This window comes from Lutimaribacter pacificus (genome assembly GCF_900142185.1).
Lineage (GTDB): Bacteria > Pseudomonadota > Alphaproteobacteria > Rhodobacterales > Rhodobacteraceae > Lutimaribacter > Lutimaribacter pacificus.
Map to the genome: position 1 here is coordinate 477660 of NZ_FQZZ01000003.1, position 24673 is coordinate 502332.

Annotated in this window: 19 protein-coding genes; 10 read left to right on the forward strand and 9 right to left on the reverse strand. The window is 70.0% G+C overall.

Annotation, left to right across the window (positions count from 1 at the left end):
* Positions 1–8 precede the first annotated feature (8 nt).
* On the forward strand, positions 9–1670 hold the full coding sequence (locus tag F3H87_RS11190; protein WP_149788664.1) for an amidohydrolase: 1662 nt from the start codon (positions 9–11) through the stop codon (positions 1668–1670).
* Between the two features lie 14 nt (positions 1671–1684).
* Here the strand turns inward: F3H87_RS11190 and hutU are convergent, their stop codons facing one another.
* The 4 genes from hutU to hutI are packed head-to-tail and all read right to left on the reverse strand — an operon-like array spanning position 1685 to position 6859.
* Positions 1685–3358: a urocanate hydratase gene (gene hutU / locus F3H87_RS11195; protein ID WP_149788663.1), complete on the reverse strand. Its 1674-nt coding sequence runs from the start codon at positions 3356–3358 to the stop codon at positions 1685–1687.
* Entirely contained in the window at positions 3355–4143 is a 789-nt protein-coding gene (gene hutG / locus F3H87_RS11200) for an N-formylglutamate deformylase (RefSeq protein ID WP_149788662.1), read from the reverse strand. Before hutG ends, hutU begins: the two co-directional genes overlap by 4 nt.
* Positions 4140–5660, reverse strand: coding sequence for a histidine ammonia-lyase (gene hutH, locus F3H87_RS11205; RefSeq protein WP_149788661.1), 1521 nt, complete (start codon positions 5658–5660; stop codon positions 4140–4142). Before hutH ends, hutG begins: the two co-directional genes overlap by 4 nt.
* On the reverse strand, positions 5657–6859 hold the full coding sequence (hutI, locus tag F3H87_RS11210; RefSeq protein WP_149788660.1) for an imidazolonepropionase: 1203 nt from the start codon (positions 6857–6859) through the stop codon (positions 5657–5659). Before hutI ends, hutH begins: the two co-directional genes overlap by 4 nt.
* A gap of 71 nt (positions 6860–6930) precedes the next feature.
* Here hutI and F3H87_RS11215 point away from each other — a divergent pair, with 71 nt between their 5' ends.
* The 8 genes from F3H87_RS11215 to F3H87_RS11250 all read left to right on the forward strand — a co-directional run bounded on the left by F3H87_RS11215 (position 6931) and on the right by F3H87_RS11250 (position 15209).
* Positions 6931–8298, forward strand: a complete 1368-nt coding sequence (locus F3H87_RS11215) for a formimidoylglutamate deiminase (RefSeq protein WP_149788659.1) — start codon at positions 6931–6933, stop codon at positions 8296–8298.
* Positions 8298–8996 (forward strand): GntR family transcriptional regulator, encoded by a 699-nt coding sequence (locus F3H87_RS11220; RefSeq protein WP_188129221.1) that lies wholly within the window; start codon positions 8298–8300, stop codon positions 8994–8996. The genes F3H87_RS11215 and F3H87_RS11220 overlap by 1 nt, the downstream gene beginning before the upstream one ends.
* Positions 8997–9224: 228 nt before the next feature.
* Complete coding sequence (gene cobA / locus F3H87_RS11225) at positions 9225–10157, forward strand: uroporphyrinogen-III C-methyltransferase (RefSeq protein WP_149788658.1); 933 nt, start codon at positions 9225–9227, stop codon at positions 10155–10157.
* On the forward strand, positions 10154–10459 hold the full coding sequence (locus F3H87_RS11230; RefSeq protein ID WP_149788657.1) for a DUF2849 domain-containing protein: 306 nt from the start codon (positions 10154–10156) through the stop codon (positions 10457–10459). Before cobA ends, F3H87_RS11230 begins: the two co-directional genes overlap by 4 nt.
* Positions 10452–12119 (forward strand): nitrite/sulfite reductase, encoded by a 1668-nt coding sequence (locus F3H87_RS11235; RefSeq protein WP_149788656.1) that lies wholly within the window; start codon positions 10452–10454, stop codon positions 12117–12119. Before F3H87_RS11230 ends, F3H87_RS11235 begins: the two co-directional genes overlap by 8 nt.
* Complete coding sequence (locus tag F3H87_RS11240; protein ID WP_149788655.1) at positions 12106–12828, forward strand: phosphoadenylyl-sulfate reductase; 723 nt, start codon at positions 12106–12108, stop codon at positions 12826–12828. Before F3H87_RS11235 ends, F3H87_RS11240 begins: the two co-directional genes overlap by 14 nt.
* A complete protein-coding gene (locus F3H87_RS11245; protein ID WP_149788654.1) occupies positions 12825–13238 on the forward strand; it encodes a DUF934 domain-containing protein in 414 nt (137 codons plus the stop codon). Before F3H87_RS11240 ends, F3H87_RS11245 begins: the two co-directional genes overlap by 4 nt.
* 597 nt (positions 13239–13835) lie before the next feature.
* A complete protein-coding gene (locus F3H87_RS11250; RefSeq protein WP_188129220.1) occupies positions 13836–15209 on the forward strand; it encodes a peptidoglycan-binding domain-containing protein in 1374 nt (457 codons plus the stop codon).
* 62 nt (positions 15210–15271) lie between these two features.
* Here F3H87_RS11250 and F3H87_RS11255 read toward each other — a convergent pair whose 3' ends face one another.
* From F3H87_RS11255 to F3H87_RS11275, 5 genes are all read right to left on the reverse strand, one after another.
* Entirely contained in the window at positions 15272–18559 is a 3288-nt protein-coding gene (locus F3H87_RS11255) for a CHAT domain-containing tetratricopeptide repeat protein (protein WP_149788652.1), read from the reverse strand.
* On the reverse strand, positions 18549–19208 hold the full coding sequence (locus tag F3H87_RS11260) for a hypothetical protein (RefSeq protein WP_149788651.1): 660 nt from the start codon (positions 19206–19208) through the stop codon (positions 18549–18551). Before F3H87_RS11260 ends, F3H87_RS11255 begins: the two co-directional genes overlap by 11 nt.
* Before the next feature lie 73 nt (positions 19209–19281).
* Positions 19282–21204 carry a caspase family protein gene (locus F3H87_RS11265; protein WP_149788650.1) on the reverse strand — a complete coding sequence of 641 codons (1923 nt, stop codon included), beginning with the start codon at positions 21202–21204 and terminating at the stop codon, positions 19282–19284.
* Positions 21201–22595, reverse strand: a complete 1395-nt coding sequence (locus F3H87_RS11270; RefSeq protein ID WP_149788649.1) for a sensor histidine kinase — start codon at positions 22593–22595, stop codon at positions 21201–21203. The genes F3H87_RS11265 and F3H87_RS11270 overlap by 4 nt, the downstream gene beginning before the upstream one ends.
* 5 nt (positions 22596–22600) lie before the next feature.
* Positions 22601–23671 carry a response regulator transcription factor gene (locus F3H87_RS11275; RefSeq protein ID WP_223228035.1) on the reverse strand — a complete coding sequence of 357 codons (1071 nt, stop codon included), beginning with the start codon at positions 23669–23671 and terminating at the stop codon, positions 22601–22603.
* A 279-nt stretch (positions 23672–23950) separates the two neighbouring features.
* Here F3H87_RS11275 and F3H87_RS11280 point away from each other — a divergent pair, with 279 nt between their 5' ends.
* Positions 23951–24673 (forward strand): hypothetical protein, encoded by a 723-nt coding sequence (locus F3H87_RS11280; RefSeq protein WP_149788648.1) that lies wholly within the window; start codon positions 23951–23953, stop codon positions 24671–24673.

Genomic DNA, 24673 nt, shown 5'->3' on the forward strand with positions numbered 1-24673 from the left:
GTTCCCCCATGTCCCCCGATATCGTCATCCTGAACGGTCGCCTGATCACCTTTGACGACGCGACACCGCAAGCCGGGGCGCTGGCCATCGCCGATGGCACGATCGCGGCCGTGGGCGACACGGGCGATATCCGCGGGCTTGCCGGGCCGGGAACGCGGGTGATCGACGCGGGCGGCGCCACGGTGCTGCCGGGCTTCATCGACAGCCATGTGCACCTGTTCGGCGGCTCGGTCGAGCTGGGCTATCTCGACCTTTACGGCGTTCAGGGGCTGGACCGGCTGACCGCAAAGCTGCGCGACTGGGCGGCGCAATGCCCCGATGACAAGGTGGTGTTCGCCGTGCAGGCCGATTACGCCATCCTCGGCCCGGGCCGAAGCACCACCCGGCAGGATCTGGATCAGGCCCTGCCCGATCGGCCCTTTGCCATGTTCGCCCCCGATCACCACACCGTCTGGGCCAATACCAGGGCGCTGGAACTGGCCGGGCTCTTGCGTGGCGGCGCGGTCGACATGGGCGCCGAGATCGTGATGGCCCCCGACGGCACCGCCACAGGTGAACTGCGCGAGCCGGGCGCCTACGCCCCGGTGCTGCAACTGACGCGCCACGGCGGGCGCGACATGCTGGGGCTGGTCACCGGGGCCGACCCGGTGCCCCCCGCCACGGCGGCGGAACGCGCGCTCGACAAGGCGGCGATCGCGCGCGGGCTGCAACATTGCGCCAGCCACGGGATCACCGGGCTGCACAACATGGATGGCAATTTCTACAACCTCGAACTGCTGTCCGAGCTTGAGGCCGATGGCGACCTGCTGTGCCGGGTCGAGGTGCCGTTCCATTACAAAAGCCATGACACGCTGGACCGTTTTTCCGAGGCCGCGGACATGCGCGCCCGTTATAGCGGCGACTGGGTGTGGTGCAACCGGGTCAAGATGTTCATCGACGGGGTGGTCGAAAGCTCGACCGCGCTGATGCTGGAGCCCTATCCGGGGCTGGATACCGTGGGTGACGCGGTGTTCGACTACGACCATTTCGAGGCGGCGGTGATCCGTGCCGATGCGATGGGGCTGCAGATCGCCGTGCACGCCATCGGCGACAAGGGCATCCGCTGGACGCTGGACGCCTACGAGGCCGCGATCCGCGCCAATGGCCGCCGCGACAGCCGCCACCGCATCGAACATATCGAGGTGCTGCACCCCGACGACCTGCCCCGCTTTGCCGAACTGGGGGTGGTCGCCTCGATCCAGCCCGGCCACGCGCCTTTCGGCGGCATCTTCCCGCCCGAGGGCGTTGGCAAGATGCTGCACCCCCACCAGATCCCCACCGCCTATGCCTGGCAGGATATCCGCGACACCGGCACGCCCGTCGTGTTCTCGACCGACTGGCCGGTGATCCCGGTCGACGTGATGCCCAACGTCAAGGCCGCCGTGGCGCCGGTGAAGATGCCCGCCCCGTGGCGCGATCAGGGCCAGAGCCTGCACGACACGCTGAAATCCTATACCGCCGACAATGCCTGGGTGGAGTTCAACGAGGCCCGCAAGGGCCGGCTGGCCCCCGGCCTGATGGCGGATATCGCCATCATGTCCCACGATCTCGAGGCGATGGCGCCCGGGGATCTGGACAAGGCGCGCGCGCAACTCACCATCGCGGGCGGGCGCGTCACCTACGAGGCGTAGGCGCGGGCGGCCGCTCAGTTCCCCAGGATGCCCGGCAGGCGCAGGCCGTGGGCGCGGGCGCAGCGGATCGCCTCGTCATAGCCGGCATCGGCATGGCGCCAGACGCCCGAGGCCGGGTCGTTCCACAGCACGCGCTCCAGCCGTCGGGCGGCCTCGGGCGTGCCGTCGGCGACGATCACCATGCCGGCGTGCTGGCTGAACCCCATGCCGACCCCGCCGCCATGATGCAGGCTGACCCAGGTCGCGCCTGAGGCGGTGTTCACCAGCGCGTTCAGCAACGGCCAGTCGCTGACCGCGTCCGAGCCGTCCTTCATCGCCTCGGTCTCGCGGTTGGGGCTGGCGACCGATCCGCTGTCCAGGTGATCGCGCCCGATCACGATCGGGGCCTTGAGTTCGCCATTGGCGACCATCTCGTTGAACTTCAGCCCGGCGCGATGCCTGTCGCCCAGCCCGATCCAGCAGATGCGCGCAGGCAATCCCTGAAAGCTGATACGCGCGCGCGCCATGTCGAGCCAGGTGTGCAGGTGCTCGTTTTCCGGGAACAGTTCCTTCATCGCCCGGTCGGTCCTGTAGATATCCTCGGGGTCGCCCGAAAGCGCGCACCAGCGGAACGGGCCGATGCCCCGGCAGAACAGCGGACGGATATAAGCGGGCACGAAGCCGGGGAAGGCAAAGGCGTTTTCCAACCCCTCCTCCAGTGCCATCTGGCGGATGTTGTTGCCGTAATCCAGCGTCGGCACGCCGTCGTTCCAGAAATCGACCATCGCCGCCACATGCACCTTCATCGAGGCGCGGGCGGCCCTTTCCACCGCCTTGGGATCGCTTTCGCGTCTGTCGCGCCACTGTGCCATGGTCCAGCCCTGCGGCAGGTAGCCGTTCACCGGGTCATGGGCGCTGGTCTGGTCGGTCACGATGTCGGGGCGCACGCCACGGCGGTGGATTTCGGGGAAGATATCGGCGGCATTGCCCAGCAGCGCCACCGATTTCGCCTCGCCCGCCCTGGTCCAGCGGTCGATCAGCGCAAGCGCCTCGTCCAGGCTGTCGGTCTTTTCGTCCACGTACCGGGTGCGCAGGCGGAAATCTATCGAGTCGGGGTTGCATTCCACCGCCATGCAACAGGCGCCCGCCATCACCGCGGCCAGCGGCTGCGCGCCGCCCATGCCACCAAGGCCCCCGGTCAGTATCCACTTGCCCTTCAGGTCACCGCCGTAATGCTGCCGCCCGGCCTCGGCAAAGGTTTCATAGGTGCCCTGCACGATCCCCTGCGAACCGATATAGATCCACGATCCCGCGGTCATCTGGCCGTACATCATCAGGCCCTTGCGGTCGAGTTCGTTGAAATGGTCCCAGTTGGCCCAGTGCGGCACGATGTTGGAATTGGCGATCAGCACGCGCGGCGCGTCGGCATGGGTGCGCACGATGGCGACCGGCTTGCCCGATTGCACCACCAGCGTTTCGTCGGCCTCAAGGTCTTTCAGCCCAGCCACGATCCGGTCGAAATCCTCCCATGTGCGGGCGGCGCGGCCGATGCCGCCATAGACCACCAGCTCATGCGGATTCTCGGCCACGTCCGGGTGCAGGTTGTTCATCAGCATCCGCATCGCGGCCTCGGTCAGCCAGCTTTTCGCCGTGATATCGGGGCCGGTGGGCGGGTACACGTCACGAAGGTTGTGTCGGGGGGTCGTCATTCGGGCCTCCAGCGCATCAGGGTGTCGAGGATGGTTTTCAGATGGCCGCGCAGCCGGTCGGCGCGGCGCGGATCGTATGCCCAGGGCGCGTGCCCGGTCATGTAGGTCGACTGCGCCAGCTCCATCTGGATGGCGTGCAGCCCCTCGGCGGGGCGGCCGTACTGCCGGGTCGTCCAGCCACCCCTGAAACGGCCGTTGCGCACCGTGGTATATCCCCCGGCCCGCGCACAGATATCGGCGACGGCGGTTTCAATGCCGGGCGCGCAGGTCTTTCCGCCATCGGTGCCGATGTTGAAATCGGGCAGCCGCCCGTCGAAGAGAAAGGGAATTTCCGACCGGATCGAATGGCAGTCATACAGGATGGCAAAGCCATGCCGGACCCGCACGCGATCCAGTTCGGCGGACAGCGCGGTGTGGTATGGCACATGGAACGCCAGCCGCCGCCGTTCCACCTCGGCGGCACCGGGTTCGCAACCCTCTTTATAAATGGGGATGCCGTCGAAATCGGTCAGCGGGCACAGGCCGGTCGTGTTCTGCCCCGGATAGAGGCTGGCCCCCGAGGGGTCGCGGTTCACGTCGATCGCGTAGCGGTGGATCGTGGTGCGGACGGTCGTGACATCCTCGGCCAGTCCGTCGTAAAGTCGGTGAATATGCCAGTCGGTATCGGCCAGCGCGCCGCCGGTTTCGTTCAGCGCGCCGGCCACGTCGTCGGGCAGATCGGTGCCGGTATGCGGCAGGCCCAGAACCAGCGGGCCGTCGCCGCGCGTGATGTCGAGAAAGCTCATGACGCCAGCTCCAGCCCGGCGGCGCGGGGCAGCGCATCGTCGCGGATCATGGCGGCGGCGGCCTCGATATCGGGGGCGAGATAGCGATCTTCGCCCAGGCCGGGAACGATACGGCGAATTTCGGCTATGACAGCCGCCAGCCGGTCCGACGTTGCAAGCGGCGCGCGCGCCTCGATCCCCTGCGCGGCGCACAGCGCCTCGATCCCGAGGATCACCGACAGGTTCGCGTTCATCCGCGCCAGCCGCCGCGCGCCATGGGCGGCCATGCTGACATGATCCTCCTGGTTGGCCGAGGTGGGCGTGCTGTCGGTCGAACAGGGATTCGCCAGGTGCTTGTTCTCGCTCATCAGCGCGGCGCTGGTCACCTCGGCGATCATGAAGCCCGAGTTCAGCCCCGGCGCGGGCGTCAGGAAGGGCGGCAGGTCGAAGCTCAGCGTCGGGTCCACCATCAGCGCCACCCGGCGCTGCGCGATGGCGCCGATCTCGGACAGGGCCAGCGCGATCTGGTCGGCGGCAAAGGCGACGGGTTCGGCATGGAAATTGCCGCCCGACAGGATGCCCGCCTGCGTGATCAGCGGGTTGTCCGTCACGGCGTTCGCCTCGATCTGCAACGTGCGGCCGGCAAAGCGCAGGATATCCAGCGCCGCGCCCGCGACCTGCGGCTGGCACCGGATGCAATACGGGTCCTGCACGCGGCTGTCGCCGTCGCGGTGGCTTTCGCGGATGGCGCTGCCCCGCATCAGGCCGGCCATGGCGGCGGCCACGTCGATCTGCCCCGGCTGGCCGCGCAGGGCGTGGATTTCCGGCGCAAGCGGCTGGGTCGAGCCCATGATCGCGTCGGTCGACATCGCCGAGGTGACGACCGCGTTGCGCAGCATCCGCATGGCATCGAAATACCCCGCCAGCGCGCAGGCGGTGGAAAACTGCGTGCCGTTGATCAGCGCCAGCCCCTCCTTGGGGCCAAGAACCACCGGCGACAGCCCCGCGCGCGCCAGCGCCGCGCCGCCGGGCATCCGCACGCCGTCATGCAGCGCCTCGCCCTCGCCGATCATGACCGCCGTCATATGCGCCAGCGGCGCCAGGTCGCCCGACGCGCCGACCGAGCCCTGCACCGGGATCACCGGCATGACATCCGCCGCCAGCATCGCCTGTATCCGGGCGCAGATCTCCCAGCGCACACCCGACGCGCCACGCCCCAGCGACAGCAGCTTGAGCACCATCATCAGCCGGGTCGTCGGGACATCCAGCGCCTCGCCCACCCCGCTGCAATGGCTGAGGATCAGGTTGCGCTGCAGCGTCGCGGTATCTTCCGCCGGGATGCGCACCGAGGCGAGCTTGCCGAAGCCCGTGTTGATCCCGTAGACCGGCACATCGCCCAGCGCGGCCTGCCGGACCTGCCCGGCCGCGGCCTCGACCGGCGCGCGGGCGGTATCGTCCAGCCGCGCCGCCGCCCCGCCGCGCCACAGCGTTTCGAGCGTGGAAAGATCCGTCGAGCCGGGGGAAAGAATGACGGTCATGCCGCGCCTCCGAAAATGCGTTCATGCAGCGGGTTGACCCCGATGCGATAGGACAGTTCCGCCGGGTCCTCGACATCCCAGACCGCAAGGTCGGCGCGCAGCCCCGGCGCGATCATGCCGCAATCTTCCCGCCCCAGCGCGCGGGCGGCGTTGCGGGTGGTGCCGGCCAGCGCCTCGGTCGGCGTCAGGCCGAACAGCGTGCAGGCCATGTTCATCGCCAGCAGGACCGAGCCCATCGGCGACGACCCGGGGTTCCAGTCGGTCGCCACCGCCATCGGCACGCCATGGTCGCGAAACCCATCGACCGGCGGCTTTCGCGTTTCATGCAACGTATAGAACGCCCCCGGCAGCAGCACCGCGACGCTGCCCGCCCCGGCCATCGCCCGCACATCCGCCTCGCCGGCATATTCCACGTGATCGACCGACAACGCCCCGTGCCGTGCCGCAAGGATCGTTCCGCCGAGATTGGACAGCTGGTCGGAATGCAGCCTGACCGGCAGGCCCAGCGCCCGCGCCCTGTCGAAGACGCGGCCGATCTGGCCGGGGGTAAAGGCGATCCCCTCGCAGAACCCGTCGACCGCATCGACCAGCCCCTGCCCGTGCGCGGCGTCGAGCGCGGGCAGGCAGACGGTGTCGATATAGGTGTCGGCATCCATGCCCGCGGGCACCGCGTGCGCCCCCAGGAACGAGGTGACGACCCGCACCGGCCGCCGCGTGGCGATCGCACGCGCGACGCGCAGCATCTTGAGTTCGGTCTCGATATCCAGCCCGTAGCCCGACTTGACCTCGATCAGCGCGACACCCTCGGCGATCAGCGCATCGGCGCGGCGCAGGGCCTGCTCCAGCAGCGTGGCCTCGGGCGTGTCGCGCGTGGCCTGGACGGTGGAAACGATGCCACCGCCCGCGCGGGCGATCTCTTCGTAGCTGGCCCCTTCCAGCCGCATCCCGAATTCGCGGGCGCGGTTGCCGCCGTGAACCAGATGGGTGTGGCAATCAATCAGCGCGGGCGTGACCAGCCGCCCGCCAAAGCCGGTGCGCGGGATATCCCGGCACGCGTCGGGCAGCGCGCGCATCGGCCCGACCCAGCGGATCGTCCCGCCCCCGGTGACGATCCCGGCATCCCGGATCAGGCCGCAGCCATCGGCCCCGTCCGCCATCGTCGCCACGGTCACATCGGTGATGAGTTGCCCGCCGGACATGCCGCCCCCTTGTTTTAAGACATTCTTATTCGTAATATGTAGCTACTTAATATGTCAACTCGGATCACCCGATGAAGAAAATCCATGCCCGGCAGGCGCTTACTGAAAACGGCTGGCAGGCGAATGTCACCATCGGCATCGACGATGCCGGTCGAATCGCCGAAATCGGAACGGGGCCCGCCCCCGCGCATCCTGCGCATGACCTGATCCTGCCCGCGCCGCTGAACCTGCACTCGCACGCGTTTCAGCGCGCGATGGCAGGCCTGACCGAAACCCGCGGCGCCGATCCGAGGGACAGTTTCTGGACCTGGCGCAGGCTCATGTACCGATTTCTCGACCGGCTGACGCCCGACCATGTGCAGGCCATCGCATCGCTGGTGTTCATGGAAATGCTCGAGGCCGGCTATGGCGCGGTGGCCGAGTTCCACTATCTCCATCACGACATGGGCGGCACCCCTTACGCCAATATCGCCGAGATGGCGGACCGTATCACCGCCGCCGCGAACGCGGCCGGGATCGGCCTCACGCTGCTGCCGGTGCTTTATACCCACGGCGGTTGCGACGGGCGGCCGCTGGCCGGCGGGCAGCGACGGTTCGGAACCGACCCGGCAGCGTTCGCGCGGCTGCACGAGGCCGCGGCCCGGCTGATCGCGGCGGCCGGGGCCGATTACGCCCTGGGCGTCGCGCCGCATTCGCTGCGCGCGGTGACGCCCGAGGGGCTGACCGCGGCCGTCGGCCTTGCGCAAGGCGGCCCGGTGCACATGCACCTTGCCGAACAGGTCGCCGAGGTCGAAGAGGTGCAGGCCCACCTGGGCGCGCGGCCTGCCGAGTGGCTTTTGGCCAACCAGCCGGTGGATGACCACTGGTGCCTGATCCACTGCACGCAGATGACCGCGCCCGAGACACGCGCCCTTGCCGCGACCGGCGCGGTGGCAGGGCTGTGCCCGATCACGGAATCGAGCCTTGGCGACGGTATCTTCGACGCCACCGGCTTTGTCGCGGCGGGCGGTCGGTTCGGCATCGGGTCCGACAGCAATATCCATATCTCGCTGTTCCACGAGCTTGCGACGCTCGAATATTCGCAACGGCTGCGCGATCGCAGCCGCGCGGCGCTGGCGAACCCGGCGCAATCGACCGGGCGCGTGCTGTTCGACAACGCCGCCCACGCCGGGGCGGCCGCAGGCGGCCGGGCGTCGGGGCGGATCGCGGTGGGGCAATGGGCCGACCTGATCGGCATCGCAACCGACAATCCCTGGCTGTGCAACCGGCAGGGCGACACGGTTCTCGACAGCCTGGTCTTCACCGGGCGCGGGCAGGAGTGCATCACCGATGTCTGGAGCGCGGGCCGCCATGTCGTGCGCGACGGTCGCCATTTCGCCCGCGATGCGATAACCCGCGATTTCATGGCTGTCATTCGGGAACTCGGGCAGGATATCTGATGTCGGACACGCGGCTTGGCTGGAAGGATGTGCGGGACAGGATTCACCGGATGATCCTGACCGGCCGCTACGGCCCCGGCGACAAGCTGCCGCGCGACGCCGATATCGCCGAGGAACTGAACTGCGCCCGCTCGACCGTGCAGCGCGCGATGCAGGACCTGTCCGACAGCGGCCTGGTCGAGCGCCGCCGCAAGGGCGGCACCCGCGTCCGGCCCGACCCGGTGACGCGGGCGACGTTCGACATCTCGATCACCCGCCACGAGGTCGAACAGACCGGCGCCGCCTATGGCTATCAGCTGATCGGCGCCACGCAGGAGGTGCCGCCGCGCGGCGTGCAGGCGGTGTTCGGCCAGAAGATCGCGCAGCCCATGCTGCGGGTTCAGGCGCTGCACCTGGCCGACGCCCGGCCCTATATCCTCGAGGATCGCTGGATCTGCCTGCAAACCTCGCCCGAGATCCTGTCGCTGGACCTGACGGGGATCAGCGCGAATGAATGGCTGGTCCTGAACAAGCCCTATGACCGGCTCGACATGCGGTTCTACGCCGAAAACGCCGATCCCGCGCGCGCCGGGCTGCTGGGCACCGCGCCGGGCGAGGCGCTGCTGGTGATCGAACGCACCACCTGGATCGGCGATGCGCCGATCACCACGGTCAAGGCCAGCACGGCCCCGGGATACCGGCTGCGCAGCCAGTCCTGAACGCGCACCGGGCGGTCCGGGCGCGTTTTTCCGGCCGCGATTCCGAAACCCGCGTTTCGGCATGGCCGTGGGCCGGGGCCGATCTTTTCGATCATCGCCACCCCGGGACGATAGCGTTCCGGCAATGCGCGCGATGCGGCACCAACCTCCTTATTTTCCTGACCCCATGGCGTAACGCCCGTCCAGCACTTCATAATTCGGTACGGCAATCGAAACGAGAGCGCAGCAATGATCCACCTCCCACCCCTTGTCCAACGCGACCGGCGTCGGGGCGTCGTTCCGGGTACGATCACCCGCACGGCCAATGCCGGGCGGGCGGCGCATCATGCACCGGCCCGCGGGATGCTGGCACGGATCGCCGCCCTGTTCCGCCCGCAGGCCCAGACCGTGCCGGGTCTCTCAACCCGCGCACCGCGCCGGGGGCAGGTCGCCTTCGTCGGCGCAGGTCCGGGCGACCCCGAGCTTCTGACGCTCAGGGCGCACAGGGAATTGCAGGAGGCCGATGTCGTGATCCATGACCGGCTGGTATCAAACGGGGTGCTTGCGCTGTGCCATCCGGGGGCGGCGATGATCCCCGTGGGCAAGCAGGGTTTCGGCCCCTCGGTGCCGCAGGACGAGATCAACGCGCTGATCCTCGGGCACGCGCAGGGCGGCGCGCGGGTCGTGCGGCTGAAAGGCGGCGATCCAACGGTGTTCGGGCGTCTTGACGAGGAAATCGCCGCGCTGGAACCCGCCGGCATCGACTGGCACATCGTTCCGGGCATCACCGCGGCCTCGGCCAGCGCCGCCGCCATCGGCCAGAGCCTGACCCAGAGGCAGCGCAACCGCGACATCCGCTTCATGACCGGCCACGACATGAAGGGCTTTGCCGAACATGACTGGGCCATGGTCGCACGCCCGGGCGAGGTGACGGCGGTCTACATGGGCAAGCGCGCGGCCCGGTTCATCCAGGGCCGGATGCTGATGCACGGCGCCAGCCCGGCAACCCCCGTGACCATTGTCGAGAATGCCTCGCTCCCCGATCAGCGCATCCTGTCGACCACGCTGGCGCGACTGGCGGCGGACGTGGCGGCGGCCGGGCTGGACGGGCCGGCACTGACATTCCTGGGCCTCGCGCCGCGCGCGGCACAGGCAGAACTTCGCAAGGAGGCGGTTCAATGAAAAACCAGGTCATCACCGCAAACGCCCTGATCGAGGGCGATGTCGTCTATCTCGCCCCCTCGGGCCAGTGGGTGCGCCACCTGTCGGACGCGCAGGTCTTTACCGACGACGCGGAGGCGGACGCAGCCCTGCACGTGGCCGCCGCGCGCAGTAACGAGGCGGTCGGCGCCTACCTCATCACCGTCACGCTGCAGGACGGCATCCCCGGCCCGACGCATTTCCGCGAGGCGTTTCGCCTGCGCGGCCCGTCCAACCGGTTTCACGGCAAGCAGGCCGAACATGTGGATCTGAACGATGTATGACTACAACGCATTCGACCGCGCCTTCCTGAAAGAGCGCAACAGCCAGTTCCGCGCGCAGGTCGCGCGCCGCATCTCGGGCGAGCTGACCGAGGACGAGTTCAAGCCGCTGCGGCTGATGAACGGCGTCTACCTGCAGCTGCACGCCTACATGTTGCGGGTGGCCATCCCCTACGGCACGCTGAACAGCGCCCAGATGCGCAAGCTGGCCGAGCTGGCAACCCGCTGGGACAAGGGCTATGGCCATTTCACCACGCGCCAGAACATCCAGTATAACTGGCCGAAACTCAGCGACATCCCCGACATGCTCGACTCGCTGGGCGAGGTCGGACTGCACGCGATCCAGACCTCGGGCAACACCATCCGCAACGTCACCGCCGACCATTTCGCCGGTGCCGCCGCGGACGAGCTGGCCGACCCCCGCCCCGTGGCCGAACTGATCCGGCAATGGAGCACCGACCACCCCGAATTCCAGTTCATGCCGCGCAAGTTCAAGATCGCGATCACCGGCAGCCCGAACGACCGCGCCGTCACGCGCGCGCACGATATCGGCCTGCGCATGGTGGAGCGCGATGGCGAAACCGGGTTCGAGGTGCTGGTCGGCGGCGGGCTGGGGCGCACGCCGATGATCGGCAAGGTGATCGAGGAGTTCCTGCCCAGGGCCGACCTCCTGCCCTATCTCGAGGCGATCGTATCGGTCTGGAACCAGATCGGGCGCCGCGACAACAAGTACAAGGCGCGCATCAAGATCACCGTGCACGAACACGGGATCGACGAGATCCGCCGCCTCGTGCGTGCGCGCTTCGCCGCGCTGCGCGGCGAGTTCAGCGGCATCGACCAGCAGCTCTTGGCGGAGATCGAGGCGCAGTTCGCTCCGCCCGCGTTCCGGCAGGCCGGTACGGACGGCTACGAAGCCGCGCGCAAGGCCGATCCGCTGTTCCGGTCCTGGAGCGATACGAACCTGACCCCGCACCGCGCCGAGGGCTACGCGATCGTCAGCGTGTCGCTGAAGAAACACGGCGCGACGCCGGGCGACGCCTCGGCCGCGCAGATGCGCGTTCTGGCCGACCTGGCCGAGCGTTACGGCCATGACGAGCTGCGTATCAGCCACGAACAGAACGTGATCCTGCCGCATGTGCATAAATCAGACCTGCCGGCGCTTTTTGCCGCGCTGCGCGAGGCGGACCTGGCGACCGCCAATATCGGGTTGGCCTCGGATATCATCGCCTGCCCCGGCATGGATTACTGCGCGCTTGCCACGGCACGGTCGATCCCGATCGCACAGCAGATCGCCCAACGGGTCGACGCGCTGAAGATCGAGCATGACCTCGGCGCGCTGAAGATCAAGATCTCGGGCTGCATCAACGCCTGCGGGCATCACCATGTCGGGCATATCGGCATTCTCGGGCTCGACCGGGCGGGGGTGGAAAACTACCAGATCACCCTTGGCGGCGACCATACCGAAACCGCCGCGCTCGGCACGCGGACCGGGCCGGGATTTTCCTATGACGAGATCGTGCCCGCCATCGAACGGCTGATGCTGGCCTATCTGGGGCTGCGGCTGACCGATGACGAGCCATTCGCCGAAACCTATCGCCGCGTCGGCCTCGGGCCGTTCAAGGCGGCGCTTTACGAGGAGGCACAGGCATATGCTGCAGAGTGATCTGGCCGAACGCACCATGCTGCTGAACACGCGCTTTGCCAGCGCGCAGGCGCACAGCCTGCTCGAGGCGGCGCTGCTGGACAGGCAGTTCGGCAGGGTGGCGCTGGTATCGAGCTTCGGCGTCGAGGCCGCGGTTCTGCTGCACATGGTGGCGGATATCGACCCGCGCACGCCGGTCCTGTTCATCGACACCGAGATGCTGTTCGAAGAAACCCTGACCTACCAGCGCGACCTCAGCGCCCGGCTGGGGCTTTCCGACGTGCGCGTCCTGCGCGCCGATCCCTCGGACGTGGCGACAGCCGATCCGCGCGGCCTTCTGCACCAGAGCGATCCCGACACCTGCTGCGCCCTGCGCAAGACCGTGCCCTTGCAAAACGCCCTCAAAGGGTTCGACGCCTGGATCAGCGGGCGCAAACGCTATCAGGGCGGCAAGCGCGAGGCATTGCAGCTTTTCGAGGCCGAAACCGGAACCGGGCGCGTCAAGCTCAATCCGCTGGCCAACTGGACCGGCGGCGACATGCAGGCCTACATGAACCTGCACGACCTGCCCCGGCACCCGCTGGTGGCGCGCGGCTATGGATCGGTCGGTTGCGCCCCCTGCACCGTGCCCGCCGAGGGCCGCGAGGGGCGCTGGAAGGGGCGTGAGAAAACCGAATGCGGCATTCACTTCGAAAACGGCCGGATGGTGAAAACAGGGGCAATCGCATGAGCGTTCTTATTCGTGACGGCGGCTTTGTCGCCGAGGACTGGGCATACGGGTTCACCGACGACCGCGATGCGGCCGGCGGCGAAACCGGGCCGGGGCTCGACCTGGCCAGCGATGCCGAGATGTCCGATTTGCAGGCCCTTCTGCCGCGGCTGCGCATGATCCGCGTCGTGTTCGACGGTTTCTCGGATGGGCGGGTGTTCACCGTCGCGCGGCAATTGCGGCTGATGGGCTATGCCGGTCGCCTGCGGCTGGCCGGGCCGCTTCTGGCCGACCAGTACGCCATGGCGCGGCGCGTCGGCTTCGACGAGGTCGAGGTAAGCGACGCGCATGCCGAACGCCAGGGCGAGGCAAGCTGGCGCTTCCGCGCGGCGTGGCAGGCCCATGACTACCAGGCACGCCTGCGCGGATAAGGCCGCGCAGGCCGGCAGGCGCCGCCGCTGTCGGCGGTCACGGGTTTTGTCCGGGCGGGCATAACCCGGGGGCGGATATGCGGAGGAAGCCGCCGGTCTAACGTCCCCCAGCCCGGAACAGCCGCGAAGCGGCCCGGGCATCGCACGGCCGCCCCCGGCCGGGCGATTGGCTGCCGCAGGCACTCCGCTTTAAGGAAGGAAGTGACGGCACGATAAAATGCCAGTCACAAATGTCGGATCGCCCGACCGCGGCCCTGCGATGCCCTCTGTTGCACTCGACCTGAAATATCGGCCCAAGCCTCCAGGCAGACCTTTTGGTTTTCACGAAGCGGCGCAGGCGATGGGGCGCAGCGGCACCCGGAAAGGCAATGCCGCCGACTATCGGCACCCGCGCCGGAACCGGCAGCGAATCGCCATTCCGAACCCGTGCGGATTGTGCCCGGGAATGCCGCATTCGCTGCCGAACATGCCTGATCGCAAGGGATTTTCCCCGGATTCCCCCGCCGATCACAAACTTTGTAACGGGATTTTCCGCACATGATCCGCTATAGTCGGGTCAGTGTTAGGAATTTCACTTGATAGATGGGGGACGTCATTATGTCCAAGAAAGTTTTGAATTCGACCATCGGCGCGGCGATCGCCACCGGTCTTGCGCTGGCGACACCGGCACCGGCCGTGGCAAGCGACCTGGGCAAGGCCCTGATCGGCGGCATCATCCTGTGCGGCATGACCAATTGCGCGAACCAGAACAAAACCCGCCGGAGCAGCGGCGGCGGCGGCAGCCGCCCGGCCCCCCGGGTCAACGAAACGGTGCGCACCGACCAGCAGGCGCTGAATTACTTTGGCTACAACGTCGGCACCGCCGATGGCGTGAGCGGCCAGAAGACGCGCAACGGCATCAGCCAGTACCAGTCCTACATGGGCTACCCGGTGACCGGGCGACTTGACGATGCGCAGCGCGCCAACCTGCACAACGCCTATGCCTGGGCGCAATCCGGGCGCGGCGCGGCCTATGCCGGCATCAACGGCCCCGAACTGCTGCGCGCCTACGGGTCCGAAGCGCGCGGCGGCAATTATTGCCAGGAAACCGGCCGCTGCCAGTATTACGGCAACAACCACGGCAACAATTACGCCAACAACCAGGGGACGTATGGCAACGGCAACATGCCCAATATCTACGACGCCAACACGCCCAACGCGGTGCCGCCCACCAACAGGGTCGTGACGCCGGTTTCCGCGCCCACCACCCAGGCGCCCAACCTGCCCTCGTTCGGGGCGGTGGAGGATGCGGGCGCCTCCAAATCCATGGCCGGGTTCTGCCAGAATGTCGGCTTCCTGACCTCGGCGAATGGCGGCCGTATCTCCGATCCCGGGGCAATCTCGGACCCGTCCCATGCGCTTGACGAGCAGTTCTGCGGTGCCCGCGACTATGCCATCGCGGCGACCGAGCAAAAGGTCTCGTCCGCGGGGATCAGCGACGCCCAGCTTGACGAGGCCTGCGGCCAGGTCGTCGCGCTGATGGAACAGCAGATCGGCGCGCTCGACACGCAATCGCCGGACGATGTCACCATCTCGGCCGGGCAGCTTGCCCAGTCGGCGGGCTGGCAGAAGGACGTCATGCTGCAAACCGGCGAAATCTGCCTTGGCTACGGCTACCGCACCGATGACGCGCATATGGTGCTGGCCTCGTCGATGCTGCTGGTCGGCGCCGGCAGCACCCCCTATTCCGAGGTGTTCGGCCACCACAAGCGCCTCGGCTTCGGCACCTCCAGCGATCTCGACCGCGCGAATGCCTGGTACGGCAACACCTTCGCCGCGCTCGAACAGGGGGCGACCCCGGCCTTCCTGCCGGCCCAGAGCGCGCAGCGCGTGACGATCATGCGCGCGGCCTTGGGCTCGGGCGCGGCCGCGTCGACCGCCGACGCCGGTGCGGCACCCTCCCTGCCGGCCTTCAATCTCAACAAGAACTGAGGCCACGGCCCCCATCCGAGACCCGACGCAAACGGCCCCTTCGGGGGCCGTTTCGCATTGTCCTAACGCGGCGATCCGATGATGTGGAACGGCGCCCAAAGCGCCGGATGGGCATAGGGATAGGCCGTGTCGTCGGCCGAGCGGTCGGCCACCAGCCGCGCCAGCGCGCCCCGCAGCGCCGCCGCGCGGTCGCCGCTTTGCGCCCCGTCCGTCACCGTGTCCGCGATCAGCCGCGCGGCCACATCGTCACGAACCGCCCAATGCGTGACCAGCAGCGACCGCGCCCCGGCATGGAAAAAGGCGCGGGCCAGCCCGCTTAGCCCGTCCGCGGTGATCTGCCCGCTTCCGGCGGTGTTGCAGGCCGACAGCACCACCCAGTCGGCCGACAGCGACAGCCGCGCGATCTCGGCCCCGGTCAGCAACCCGTCCTCGGTGCCGCCATCCGGCAGCGGCCGCGAAACCGCGGGCGGGCTCAGCGCCAGCGCGGGCTCGTCCAGCCCGTCGATACCGCCGGCAAGCAGCCCGTGGGTTGCGAAATGGACGATCCGCGCCCGCCCCAGCACCCCCGACCGCGCCAGCGCGTCAAGCTGCGCCTCGCTCGCCTCGGCCCCGGTCAGGATGCGGCTTGCATCGGGGCCGAAGGCGCGCGCGACCTTGCGCAATTCCTCGCCCGTTCCGGCAAGCCGGGGCAGCCCCCTGACCGCCGCGATCCGGTCCGGCGCGGCCAGCGCCCGCGATTGCCCCTCGGCCCTGAGCGGCGCGGCAGTACCCGCGAAATCCGGGTCGCCCAGCCCGAGATAGGCCAGCCGCCCGCCCGGCGTCCCGGCGTCGGGCCGCCGCTCCAGCAGCCGCAGCGCCGCGACGGAGGGCAGCACCGTCAGGTCGCGCCGCAGCCCCAGCCAATGCGCCGCGCGCAGCTCGTCCGGCCGCGTCGCAACCGCCACCGGCGGCGGCGCCTCGACCAGCGCGGCAAAGGGCAGCGACAGGAAGGGCCCGCGCGGCACGACGATCCAGCGCGACTTTCCCGCCAGCGCCCCGGCCACCGCGGGCGCGCCGAACAGCGCCTCGTAAATCCCGTGGGCCAGCGACAATTCCACCGGCGCCATGCCCCCCGCCCTGTCGGCCCGGCCCGGCTGCACCGGCGCGCGCGCCGCCAGGGTCAGCCCCGCCGGACGGTCGAGCTGCGCGCGCAGCCGGGCGATCCTGTCCCCGAACCCGGCCGTCACCGGCGGGGCATGCAGCACCACCGCCTCGCGCGTGATCACCCAGACCAGCGCCAGCCCCGGCAAGGTATCTGCCCCGTCGCCACCGATCCCGCCCGGCCCCGGCGACAGCAGGATCAGCGCGTCCTCTGCCCCCAGCAGCCCCTGCACCTCGCGCGCCGCGACCGGCCCGGACAACAAGGCCGCCCGCGCGTCGCTGTCATCCTGCGCGGCGATCCGCGTCGCAAGCGCCGCAATCCGGTCGTTCAGCGCCGCAAGTCGGGCCGAGGCCGCATCGGCCGCATCGTCGTGGCCCTGCCCCAGCGCGCGGGCCAGCGCCGCCTCTTCCTGCCGGAACGCGCCCAGCAGGTCGTCGCGTTGCCGCAACGCCGCGCCCAGCGGCCCCGCCGCCGCACGCAGGGCGGCCTTGCGCACCGCCTCGTCGGTGCGGTCGAACCCCAGAAGCTGTGCGCTCAGGAACCCCTCGGCCGCCAGCCGCGCCCGGTCCGCACCATCGGCCACGCCCTCGCGCAGCGCGGCCCGCAGCGCCGTCAGGTGCAACCCCAGGGTCAGCGGCAGGGCAAGCTCGCGGCGCAGGTCCGCGCCGTCCTCGTCGCTGCGCGCGGCAAGGATGCTCTGCTTAATCCCGCGCGCGCGGCGGGCCGCCTCCAGCGCCTCGGCCACGCGCCCGCCGCTCAGCGCGCCAAGCGCCATCTGATCCAGCAGGCCCGCCGCCGCCGCATCGTCGGGGGCGCCCTGCAACAGCGCCTCCTGCAGATCCTGCGCGGTGCCCGCGGTTTCGCCGCCCTGACTCAGCACCATCGCATAGGCCGAGCGCGCGGCGCGCGCATAGGGGTGGTTCGGCCCCAGCCGCGCATCGAGATCGGGCAGCAGGCGTTCGAACCCGGCCCGCGCGGCGGCCATATCGCCCAGATCCGCCAGGGTCGTCGCCAGCGTCAGCCGCGCCGCCAGCGTATCGGGCGAATCCTCTCCGAGTTCGCGGGCAAACACCTCGGCCACCTGCCGCGCGATGCGGCGTGCCTCGTCCTCACGCCCGTCGCGCATCATCAGCGGCATCCGCTCGATCTGCACGGCCAGCGTATTGGGATCGTCCGGCCCGAACAGCCGTTCGCCCAGCGCCAGCCGCTCGTCCAGGATCGGGCCCAGCGCGTCATACCGCCCGGCGCGCGTCAGGGCAGCGGCGTACCCGCCCAGCGCCTCGAACATCTCGGGCGTTTGCGGCCCCGGATCGCGCCGCACATCGGCCAGGTTCGCGGCCAGCAGCGACAGCGCCTCGCGCGGCCGCCCGAGATCGAGATAGACCGCCGCCAGATCGCGCCGCCACACCAGCCGCAGCGTGGCATCCGCCGGGTCCAGCCGCGCCCCGGCGGTTTCCAGCAGCGCCGCCGCGCGCGCCGCGTTCGTCGCATCGCCAGTGCTGCGCAACCCGGTGGCCAGCGACACCAGCCGCCCCGCCGGCACCCCTGCCCCGGCCCGCGTCAGCGCCGCAACATGCGCGTCCATCGCCGCGCGCAGGCTGGCGGCCTCGGCCCGGTGCCCGGCGCGCAGCAACACCCGCTGCAACCGCGCGGTCACCTCCAATGCAAAGGCGTGATCGTCCGGCTGTCCCTGCGCAAGCGCGGCGCGCAGCTCACGATACAGCGCGATCGCCGCCTCCAGCGCCCCCGCCTCCTCCTGCATCTGCGCCAGTTCGATCAGGCCCAGCGCCATCAGCGGATCGCCGGGCGCCAGCGTCTGCCGGAACGCCGCCAGCACGCGCGTATAAAGCGCGATACCCTCGGCCCGCGCGCCGGTTTCGTGCAGCACCGCGGCGCGCGTGGCCTCCAGCCACAGAACCAGCCGGTCCTCCGGTCCGCGCCGCTGCGCAAAGACCGTGCCGAAATGGCCCAGCAGCGCCAGCGCCTCGGCGCCGCGCCCCTCGCCGCGCAACCCCCGGGCGATCTGCACGACGGCGGTAATCGCCTGGTCGTCCGTCACCCCGCCCCGCGTCAGCGCGGTTTCCAGTTGCCCGATCCGGTCCGGGGTCATCGGCACTATCTCGGCCGAAAGCGGCCGGGCCAGCGTCATCAGGCCAAGCGCCAGCCCCGCCAGCCCCGCCAGCCCCCGCCGCAGCCCTTCAGGGGTCACAGCGCGGCTCCAGTGCGGGGGGCGAGATCACGGCGATCCGCGCCGTTTCCGTCCCGGCATTGACCAGCGTCGCGGTGATGTCCAGACAGGTTTCCGGCACGAATTCGACATAGGCGGCGATCCCGACGATGCCGCTGGACGGGCCTATGTCCGAGCCGCGCACGGCGCCATCCGGGCCCGTCACGATCAGGTCCACATCGGCGGCGCCGCTGCCGCGCTTCAGCCGCGCCTCGACAATCGCCGCCTCGGCCCCGACCACCCGCAGGGTAAACGCCTCGTCCGCGCCGGGCGCGAGTTCAAGATCGAAGCGGCTGAAACCGCCGCTCGACCCGCGCGCGCGGGCAGTCAGGATGGCGATGTCGCGGGCATGGGCATCGCCGCTTTCGGCGCTCAGTTCCCTAAGCCGCGCCATATAGGCGGATGCGTTCCACGGATCGTCGGGGGCAAGGGTCGCGCCGCTGGCCAGAAGCCCGCGCAGCCCCGCGATCAGCAGCGCCGCATCCCCCGTCCGGGCACCCTCGGCGCTTTGCGCCTCGGCGGCGGCGCGGCGCGCGGCCACGGTTCCGCCCTCGGCCAGTGCCGCCCCCGGCATCGCAAGGGCCAGACCCAGCGCCAGCACGCCAAGCCATCTGCCGCTTTCGCCCGTCATATCCGTTTCATCCCGCCGACCGACATGGGAAAAAGCCTAGACAGCCGGGCGGTGCGGGGCAAGCGCGCATGGCCTAACGTTCCGTGCGCAGCGCAAGCGCCGCCGCCCCCGCCGCCAATGCCGCGCCGGGCGCGGCATCCCGCAGCATATCGGGCGCGGGCAGATCGCCTTCGAGCATACGCAGGTCGCGCGGATGGGGCGACGCCGTGTCGGCAATGTCGGCCAGCACCAGAAGCACCATGTCGCCGACCGGATCACCGGGCCCCAGCGATTCGGTATAGCGCACCGCCCGCGTCTCGCCCGCGTTCAGGCGCAGCCCGAACAGATCGCCCCCCTCGTAGCCGCGCAGGTAATAGATCCGCCCCTGCGGCCCCAGGTAGAACGGCGACAGGTCGAGCGCCACCGCCCCCCGGTTCGTGATCTCCAGCGCCACGGTGTCGCAATCGCGCACCACCATCCGGGGCGCGTCGACAGCCCCACCGCCACGGCGCGGCGCGGCGCCGGGCGCACAGGGCGTGACCGTCACCCGCAGATCCAGCGCCCGGCCCGGATCGCTGCGCGCCAGTTCGGGCACGAGGTCCAGCAGGAAATCCGCCCTGGCGATCTGCGCGATGGCGGCGCTCACCTCGTCCCAGCGCGACGCGGCGCGCGGCAGCACATAGGGCGCGGCCGCCCCGTCGCGGTGAAACTCCAGCGCCGCCTCGGTCAGTGCCAGGCGCAGCTCTGCCGGTTCCCCCGGCCGGACAAGCGCCAGCGGGCGCGGCAACCGCGCCTGTTCAACCGCCGCGCGCAACGGGGCCAGCAGCGATGGCGGCGCATCGGGCAGCGCCACCCGGTAGGGCGCCACCGGCCCCCGCGCCACCCGTTCGAAACGCAGCCCCGGCAGCGCCGCCGGGTCCCCCGGCGGATCGTCGGCGACCAGCGCCACCCGGCTTTCGGTCAGCCCCGCCGCCACGATCCGCAGACGCCCGGCGGGCCGCCCGGCAGCCGGGGCAACGGGGGCCAGCACATCGCCCTCGGCGAACCCGTCGAGCCGCCCCCGGTCGGCGACCAGCGCCCCGTCCACGGCGCGCAGCGTGATACCCGCCGCGCCAGCGCCCACCGGGCTGTCCAACGCGCCGGAAAACAGCGGCGCGGGCGCCGCCTGCCCCCAGTCGAGCAACCCGCGCGCCGTATCGCCCGCCAACTCACGAAAGCGCATCGGCCCGCCCGCGCGCAACGCCCGCGCCAGTTCGAAGGTAAAAAGCCCGTGCACCCGGTCGCCATCGAGCGGCAGTTCGATGCTCTGCGCCGCCTCGCCCGCCGCGTGGAAGCCGATGAACCGCCCCGCCGCAACGGCCGGCGGATCGAGCGTGCCGGGCGCCCCGCCCGTCCCCGCCGCCACCGGCGGGTTGAGATCGACAAGCGTCATCCCCGGCCGCAGCCCCAGCAGCGCGAAACGCGCCTGGGCCGCACCGGCGCCGGGCGTGCCGCGTTCGATGGTGCCCGCGTGGCACAGATCGGCGATCAGCCACAGCCGCGCCCCGGCCCCGACGATCCGCCCGAAGGCCGCGCCCAGCTCGTCATCCAGGATATGCCCGGAAATGCGCAGCTCGGCCCCGACCCGCCGCGCGGAGAAATCCGCCGGCAGGAACAGCTCGTCGAACCCGTCGGGCTCGGCGCGCGACGGGATCTGGGTGCCATGCCCGGCCAGGTAGACCGTCACCTCGTCCCCCGGCCCCGCCCGCCGCGCCAGATCGTCCAGCGCCCCGAGGATCGCCGCGCGCCGGGCCGCCGGGCCGGTGAGCGTGGTGATCGCGATATCCCGCCACAGCCCGGCCAGCACCCCCTGCATCAGCGCCACGTCGTTTTCCGGCCCGGCCAGCGCGGGAATTTCCGGCGCATCGGGATAGGCGTTCACCCCGACCAGCAGCGCGAAACGCTCGGCCCGCACCGGCAGCGCCGCCGCCAGCAGCAGCCCGGCCAGCAGAACGATGCGCGGCAAGCGGCCCGTCATGGCGCGCAGTCCCCGCTTATCGTCACCTCGGCGCGGTCGGTCGCGGGGGCGATCGCCGCGTCGAAACCGTGGCGCTGCGCGATGGCGCGGATCAGGCTCAGCCCGATGCCGGTGCCCGCGCTCTCGCCCTCGTCGCGGGCGCGCGAAAACCGCTCGAAGGCGCGGGCGCGGATATCGTCGGGAAAGCTCGCCCCGGTGTTCCACACCGACAGCGCGAAGGCATCCCCCTCCCGCGCCAGCGTCACGCCGATCCCGGCGCCGTCGGGGGCGTATTTCGCGGCGTTGCCCAGCAGGTTCGACAGCATCAGGTCCAGCAGCGCCCGGTTGCCCGTCACCGCGACGCCCGGCGCGATATCCAGCCGCAACTGCCGGTTTCGCGTCTCCAGCAGGTCGGCCAGGTCGTCCGCCGCCTGCTCGGTCAGCGTGCTCAGATCGACGCGCGTCATCGGCACCTCGGCCATCGCCTCGAGCCGGAAAAGCTGCGTCAGGGCGTGCAGCCGCGCGTTGGCGGCATCAATGGTGCGGTCGATATCGGCGGCATAGGTGGCCCGCCCGGCGGCGTCGGGGGCCGCGCCCAGGCGCGACAGGTCGCTTCGGATCACCTGCAACGGCGTCTTCAGCTCATGCGCCATCGTCGCCGACAGGTAGCGCAGCCCGCCGACAAGCTCGGCGATGCGCGGCAGCACCCGGTTCAGGTGGCGCGCAAGGTCGCCAAGCTCGGGCGCGGGCTGATCCTCGGGCAGGCGCAGGTCGGTCTCGCCCTCGCTGAACCGGGCCAGCAGGGCGTTGATCTCGGCGATGCCGTCGGAATAGCGCCGCTTGTGCGACGCCAGCAACGCCAGTCCGATCACCACCGCCAGCGCCAGCCCCGACCAGACCGCCCAGATCACCCGCCGCGCCTCGTGCACGGCGGGGCCCGGCAGGGCAAAGGCCAGCGACAGCGCGGTATCGGCCATCGGCAGCAGCCAGTCGGCGGACAGCGCCGCGATATCGGGGCTTTCGATCAGGTAGCGGCGCCCGCCGATCGCGCGCTCCTCCCGCCCGGGATCGGGCGGTGCGGGAAAGGCGGCGGCGATGTCCGGCGCGGTGGTGCGATGCAGCCGCCAGTCGCCCGCGCGCCATTGCCACAGCACGAGGCGCACATCCTCCAGCCCCGGCAGCAACTCCTCGCCGCGGCGGTCGATCCGCAGGGTCAGGTCCGACAGCCCGTTTTCCAGCAGCAGCAGGACGATCCGGTCCTCGATCTGCGCACGGTCGCGCGCGTCGGTCGCGGCGGCGGCCGAGAGCAGCCCCACGGTCAGCGCCAGCGCCCCCAGCGCCGCCGCCGACAGCATCGCCGCCAGCAGCGCGCCGCCCGACACATGCCGCAGGAACCGCAGATGCGCCGCCATCCCGGTCAGCCCCCCGCCGCCAGCGCCAGCAGCGCCCCGGGCCGGAAGGTATAGCTGTTGCCGCCGGTTTCGATGATCTCGGGCAGCACCTCGCCCCGCGCCTCGACAAAGCCGCGCAGCCCGGCCTGCATCCTGTGCTTGGTCGCCGAAACCGGGTTCGATCCGGCCTCCATATACACCTTTTCCCAGATATCGAGATAGAGCATCTGCTGCGGGATCGGCAGCCCGGCGCGTTCGGCCAGGTAGATCAGCATCGCGGTCTCGCGCGGGCGCATCTCCACCCGTTCGCCGCGCCAGCGCACGATCCTGTCCTTGCGCGACAGTTCCAGCGGGCCGAAAACCAGCTGGTCCTCGGCGATCCGGGGGCGCAGCAGCACCCGCACCCGCGCGCGCAACTCCTCGCCATGGGCGGGCTTGCACAGGTAATCGTCGGCGCCGGCCTCTTCCAGCCCGGCCACGCGGTCCTCGATCGCGCTCATCGCGGTATAAAGCAGCGCGGGCGTCGCCACCCGCCCGGCGCGCAGCTCGGCGATGAAGGTCAGGCCGTCGCCGTCGGGCAGGTTGCGGTCCACGATCAGCGCATCCACCGGGCCTGCACGAAATGCCTGCCGCGCCTCGGCGATGGTGCCGGCCATCGTGACCTGCATCCCGATCCCGGCCAGTTCCTCGGCCGCCCATTGCCGGATCGGCGCCTCGTCATCGACGACCAGCACACGCGGCGGTTCGTTGAGATGGCACAAAGCCCGCAGCCGGATTATCAGGTCGCGCGCGCTGTCTCCGGCCTCGATCACGTCCGCCGCCCCGGCGGCAAGCAGCGCCTCGCGCCGGGCGCGGAACGGCACGCGCGGCCCCAGCGAAAACACCGCCAGCACCGGCGCCCCGAGACCGGCCGCCGCGCGCAGCCGTGCCCCGGCCTCCGCATCCTCGAGCCCCGCAAGGTGGGCGACGATGGCGCAGGGCGGTTCCTCCGCCGCGCCGGGTTCAAGCCGTTCGGCACGCATCATCTGCGCGTCAAGCTGGCCCGACAGCCCCTCGAAAAACCCGTCATCGTCGCAAATCACACCGATCCGTCGCATTCCTTACCCGTCCGTCGCGCATGGCTGTCCGGCCCCAAGCCTAGGCCAGCCGCCGCCCGATACCGAATGATTTTTCCTGTCATTGCACATCGGCACGGATCGTTATGCAGGGATACCGCCCGCCTGCGACCGCGCGATCCGCCCCCGATACCGCGCGATTCCGCGATGACATTATTTGTCAACTTCCCGGTCCGTCCAATATGTTGACCCAACAAGCTAAATATCCTCTACTGAACTGAAATTAAGAACTGTAATTTTTGTACCCGGACACGGAGAACAATGCTCCGCATACTCTTGCCCATATTCTCGCTGCTGCTTCTCGGCCTTGTCGCCTTTGCCGGCCACGCCGCCCTGCAGGCCTGCACGCTGAACGCGCCGGCCCTGGCGCGCTGGCTGCCGCAGAACTGCCGGGGCGAGGCCGAGCAGGCCGCGCTGCTGCGCCTTTCCGCGCTGCGCGCCGAACATGCCACGTTACTGCGCGACATCCGCGAAAAGGAAAACGAGCTGGGCAAGATCCAGTGCGTCGCCGACCACCCCGAACCCCCGCCGATCGTCCTGCCCGCGCCCACGCCCGAGCCGCCGCCCCCGCCGCCGCGCGACGAAACCACCATCGACGAAGACGCCTGGCGCAACCGCGACCTTGCCGTTCTCGACGGCTGCTGGGAGCTGGAAACCAACATGCGCGTGACCAACATCCAGACCGGCAAGGTCTCGCATTATACCGAGTGGACCATGTGCTTCGACGCCAATGGCGCGGGCACGCAGAAAATGAGCGCCACCAACGGAGCGACCTGCAACGGGACCGTCAGCGGGCGTTTCCTCGACGACGGGCAGCTCAGGATCGACGAGCCCGGCGACCTGCCCTGCTCGGACGGGATGGATATCCTGCGCCGCGTCGGAACCTGCACGCTGTCCGGCGACGGAACCGCGCGCTGCAACCTCTATCAACCCGAACGCGGAGGGCGCGACACCGTGCGCCTGCGCCGCGCGACGAGGAACTGA

Excerpts from the sequence above, each read along its gene's own strand:
- hutG (WP_149788662.1), bottom strand. The coding sequence starts at position 4,143 with ATGAGCTTTCTCGACATCACGCGCGGCGACGGCCCGCTGGTTCTGGGC.
- F3H87_RS11250 (WP_188129220.1), top strand. The coding sequence starts at position 13,836 with ATGTCCAAGAAAGTTTTGAATTCGACCATCGGCGCGGCGATCGCCACC.
- F3H87_RS11275 (WP_223228035.1), bottom strand. The coding sequence starts at position 23,671 with ATGCGACGGATCGGTGTGATTTGCGACGATGACGGGTTTTTCGAGGGG.
- F3H87_RS11245 (WP_149788654.1), top strand. The coding sequence starts at position 12,825 with ATGAGCGTTCTTATTCGTGACGGCGGCTTTGTCGCCGAGGACTGGGCA.
- F3H87_RS11235 (WP_149788656.1), top strand. The coding sequence starts at position 10,452 with ATGTATGACTACAACGCATTCGACCGCGCCTTCCTGAAAGAGCGCAAC.
- hutI (WP_149788660.1), bottom strand. The coding sequence starts at position 6,859 with ATGTCCGGCGGGCAACTCATCACCGATGTGACCGTGGCGACGATGGCG.
- F3H87_RS11270 (WP_149788649.1), bottom strand. The coding sequence starts at position 22,595 with ATGGCGGCGCATCTGCGGTTCCTGCGGCATGTGTCGGGCGGCGCGCTG.
- hutU (WP_149788663.1), bottom strand. The coding sequence starts at position 3,358 with ATGACGACCCCCCGACACAACCTTCGTGACGTGTACCCGCCCACCGGC.
- F3H87_RS11260 (WP_149788651.1), bottom strand. The coding sequence starts at position 19,208 with ATGACGGGCGAAAGCGGCAGATGGCTTGGCGTGCTGGCGCTGGGTCTG.
- F3H87_RS11265 (WP_149788650.1), bottom strand. The coding sequence starts at position 21,204 with ATGACGGGCCGCTTGCCGCGCATCGTTCTGCTGGCCGGGCTGCTGCTG.
- F3H87_RS11215 (WP_149788659.1), top strand. The coding sequence starts at position 6,931 with ATGAAGAAAATCCATGCCCGGCAGGCGCTTACTGAAAACGGCTGGCAG.
- F3H87_RS11280 (WP_149788648.1), top strand. The coding sequence starts at position 23,951 with ATGCTCCGCATACTCTTGCCCATATTCTCGCTGCTGCTTCTCGGCCTT.
- F3H87_RS11220 (WP_188129221.1), top strand. The coding sequence starts at position 8,298 with ATGTCGGACACGCGGCTTGGCTGGAAGGATGTGCGGGACAGGATTCAC.
- F3H87_RS11230 (WP_149788657.1), top strand. The coding sequence starts at position 10,154 with ATGAAAAACCAGGTCATCACCGCAAACGCCCTGATCGAGGGCGATGTC.
- cobA (WP_149788658.1), top strand. The coding sequence starts at position 9,225 with ATGATCCACCTCCCACCCCTTGTCCAACGCGACCGGCGTCGGGGCGTC.
- hutH (WP_149788661.1), bottom strand. The coding sequence starts at position 5,660 with ATGACCGTCATTCTTTCCCCCGGCTCGACGGATCTTTCCACGCTCGAA.
- F3H87_RS11240 (WP_149788655.1), top strand. The coding sequence starts at position 12,106 with ATGCTGCAGAGTGATCTGGCCGAACGCACCATGCTGCTGAACACGCGC.
- F3H87_RS11190 (WP_149788664.1), top strand. The coding sequence starts at position 9 with ATGTCCCCCGATATCGTCATCCTGAACGGTCGCCTGATCACCTTTGAC.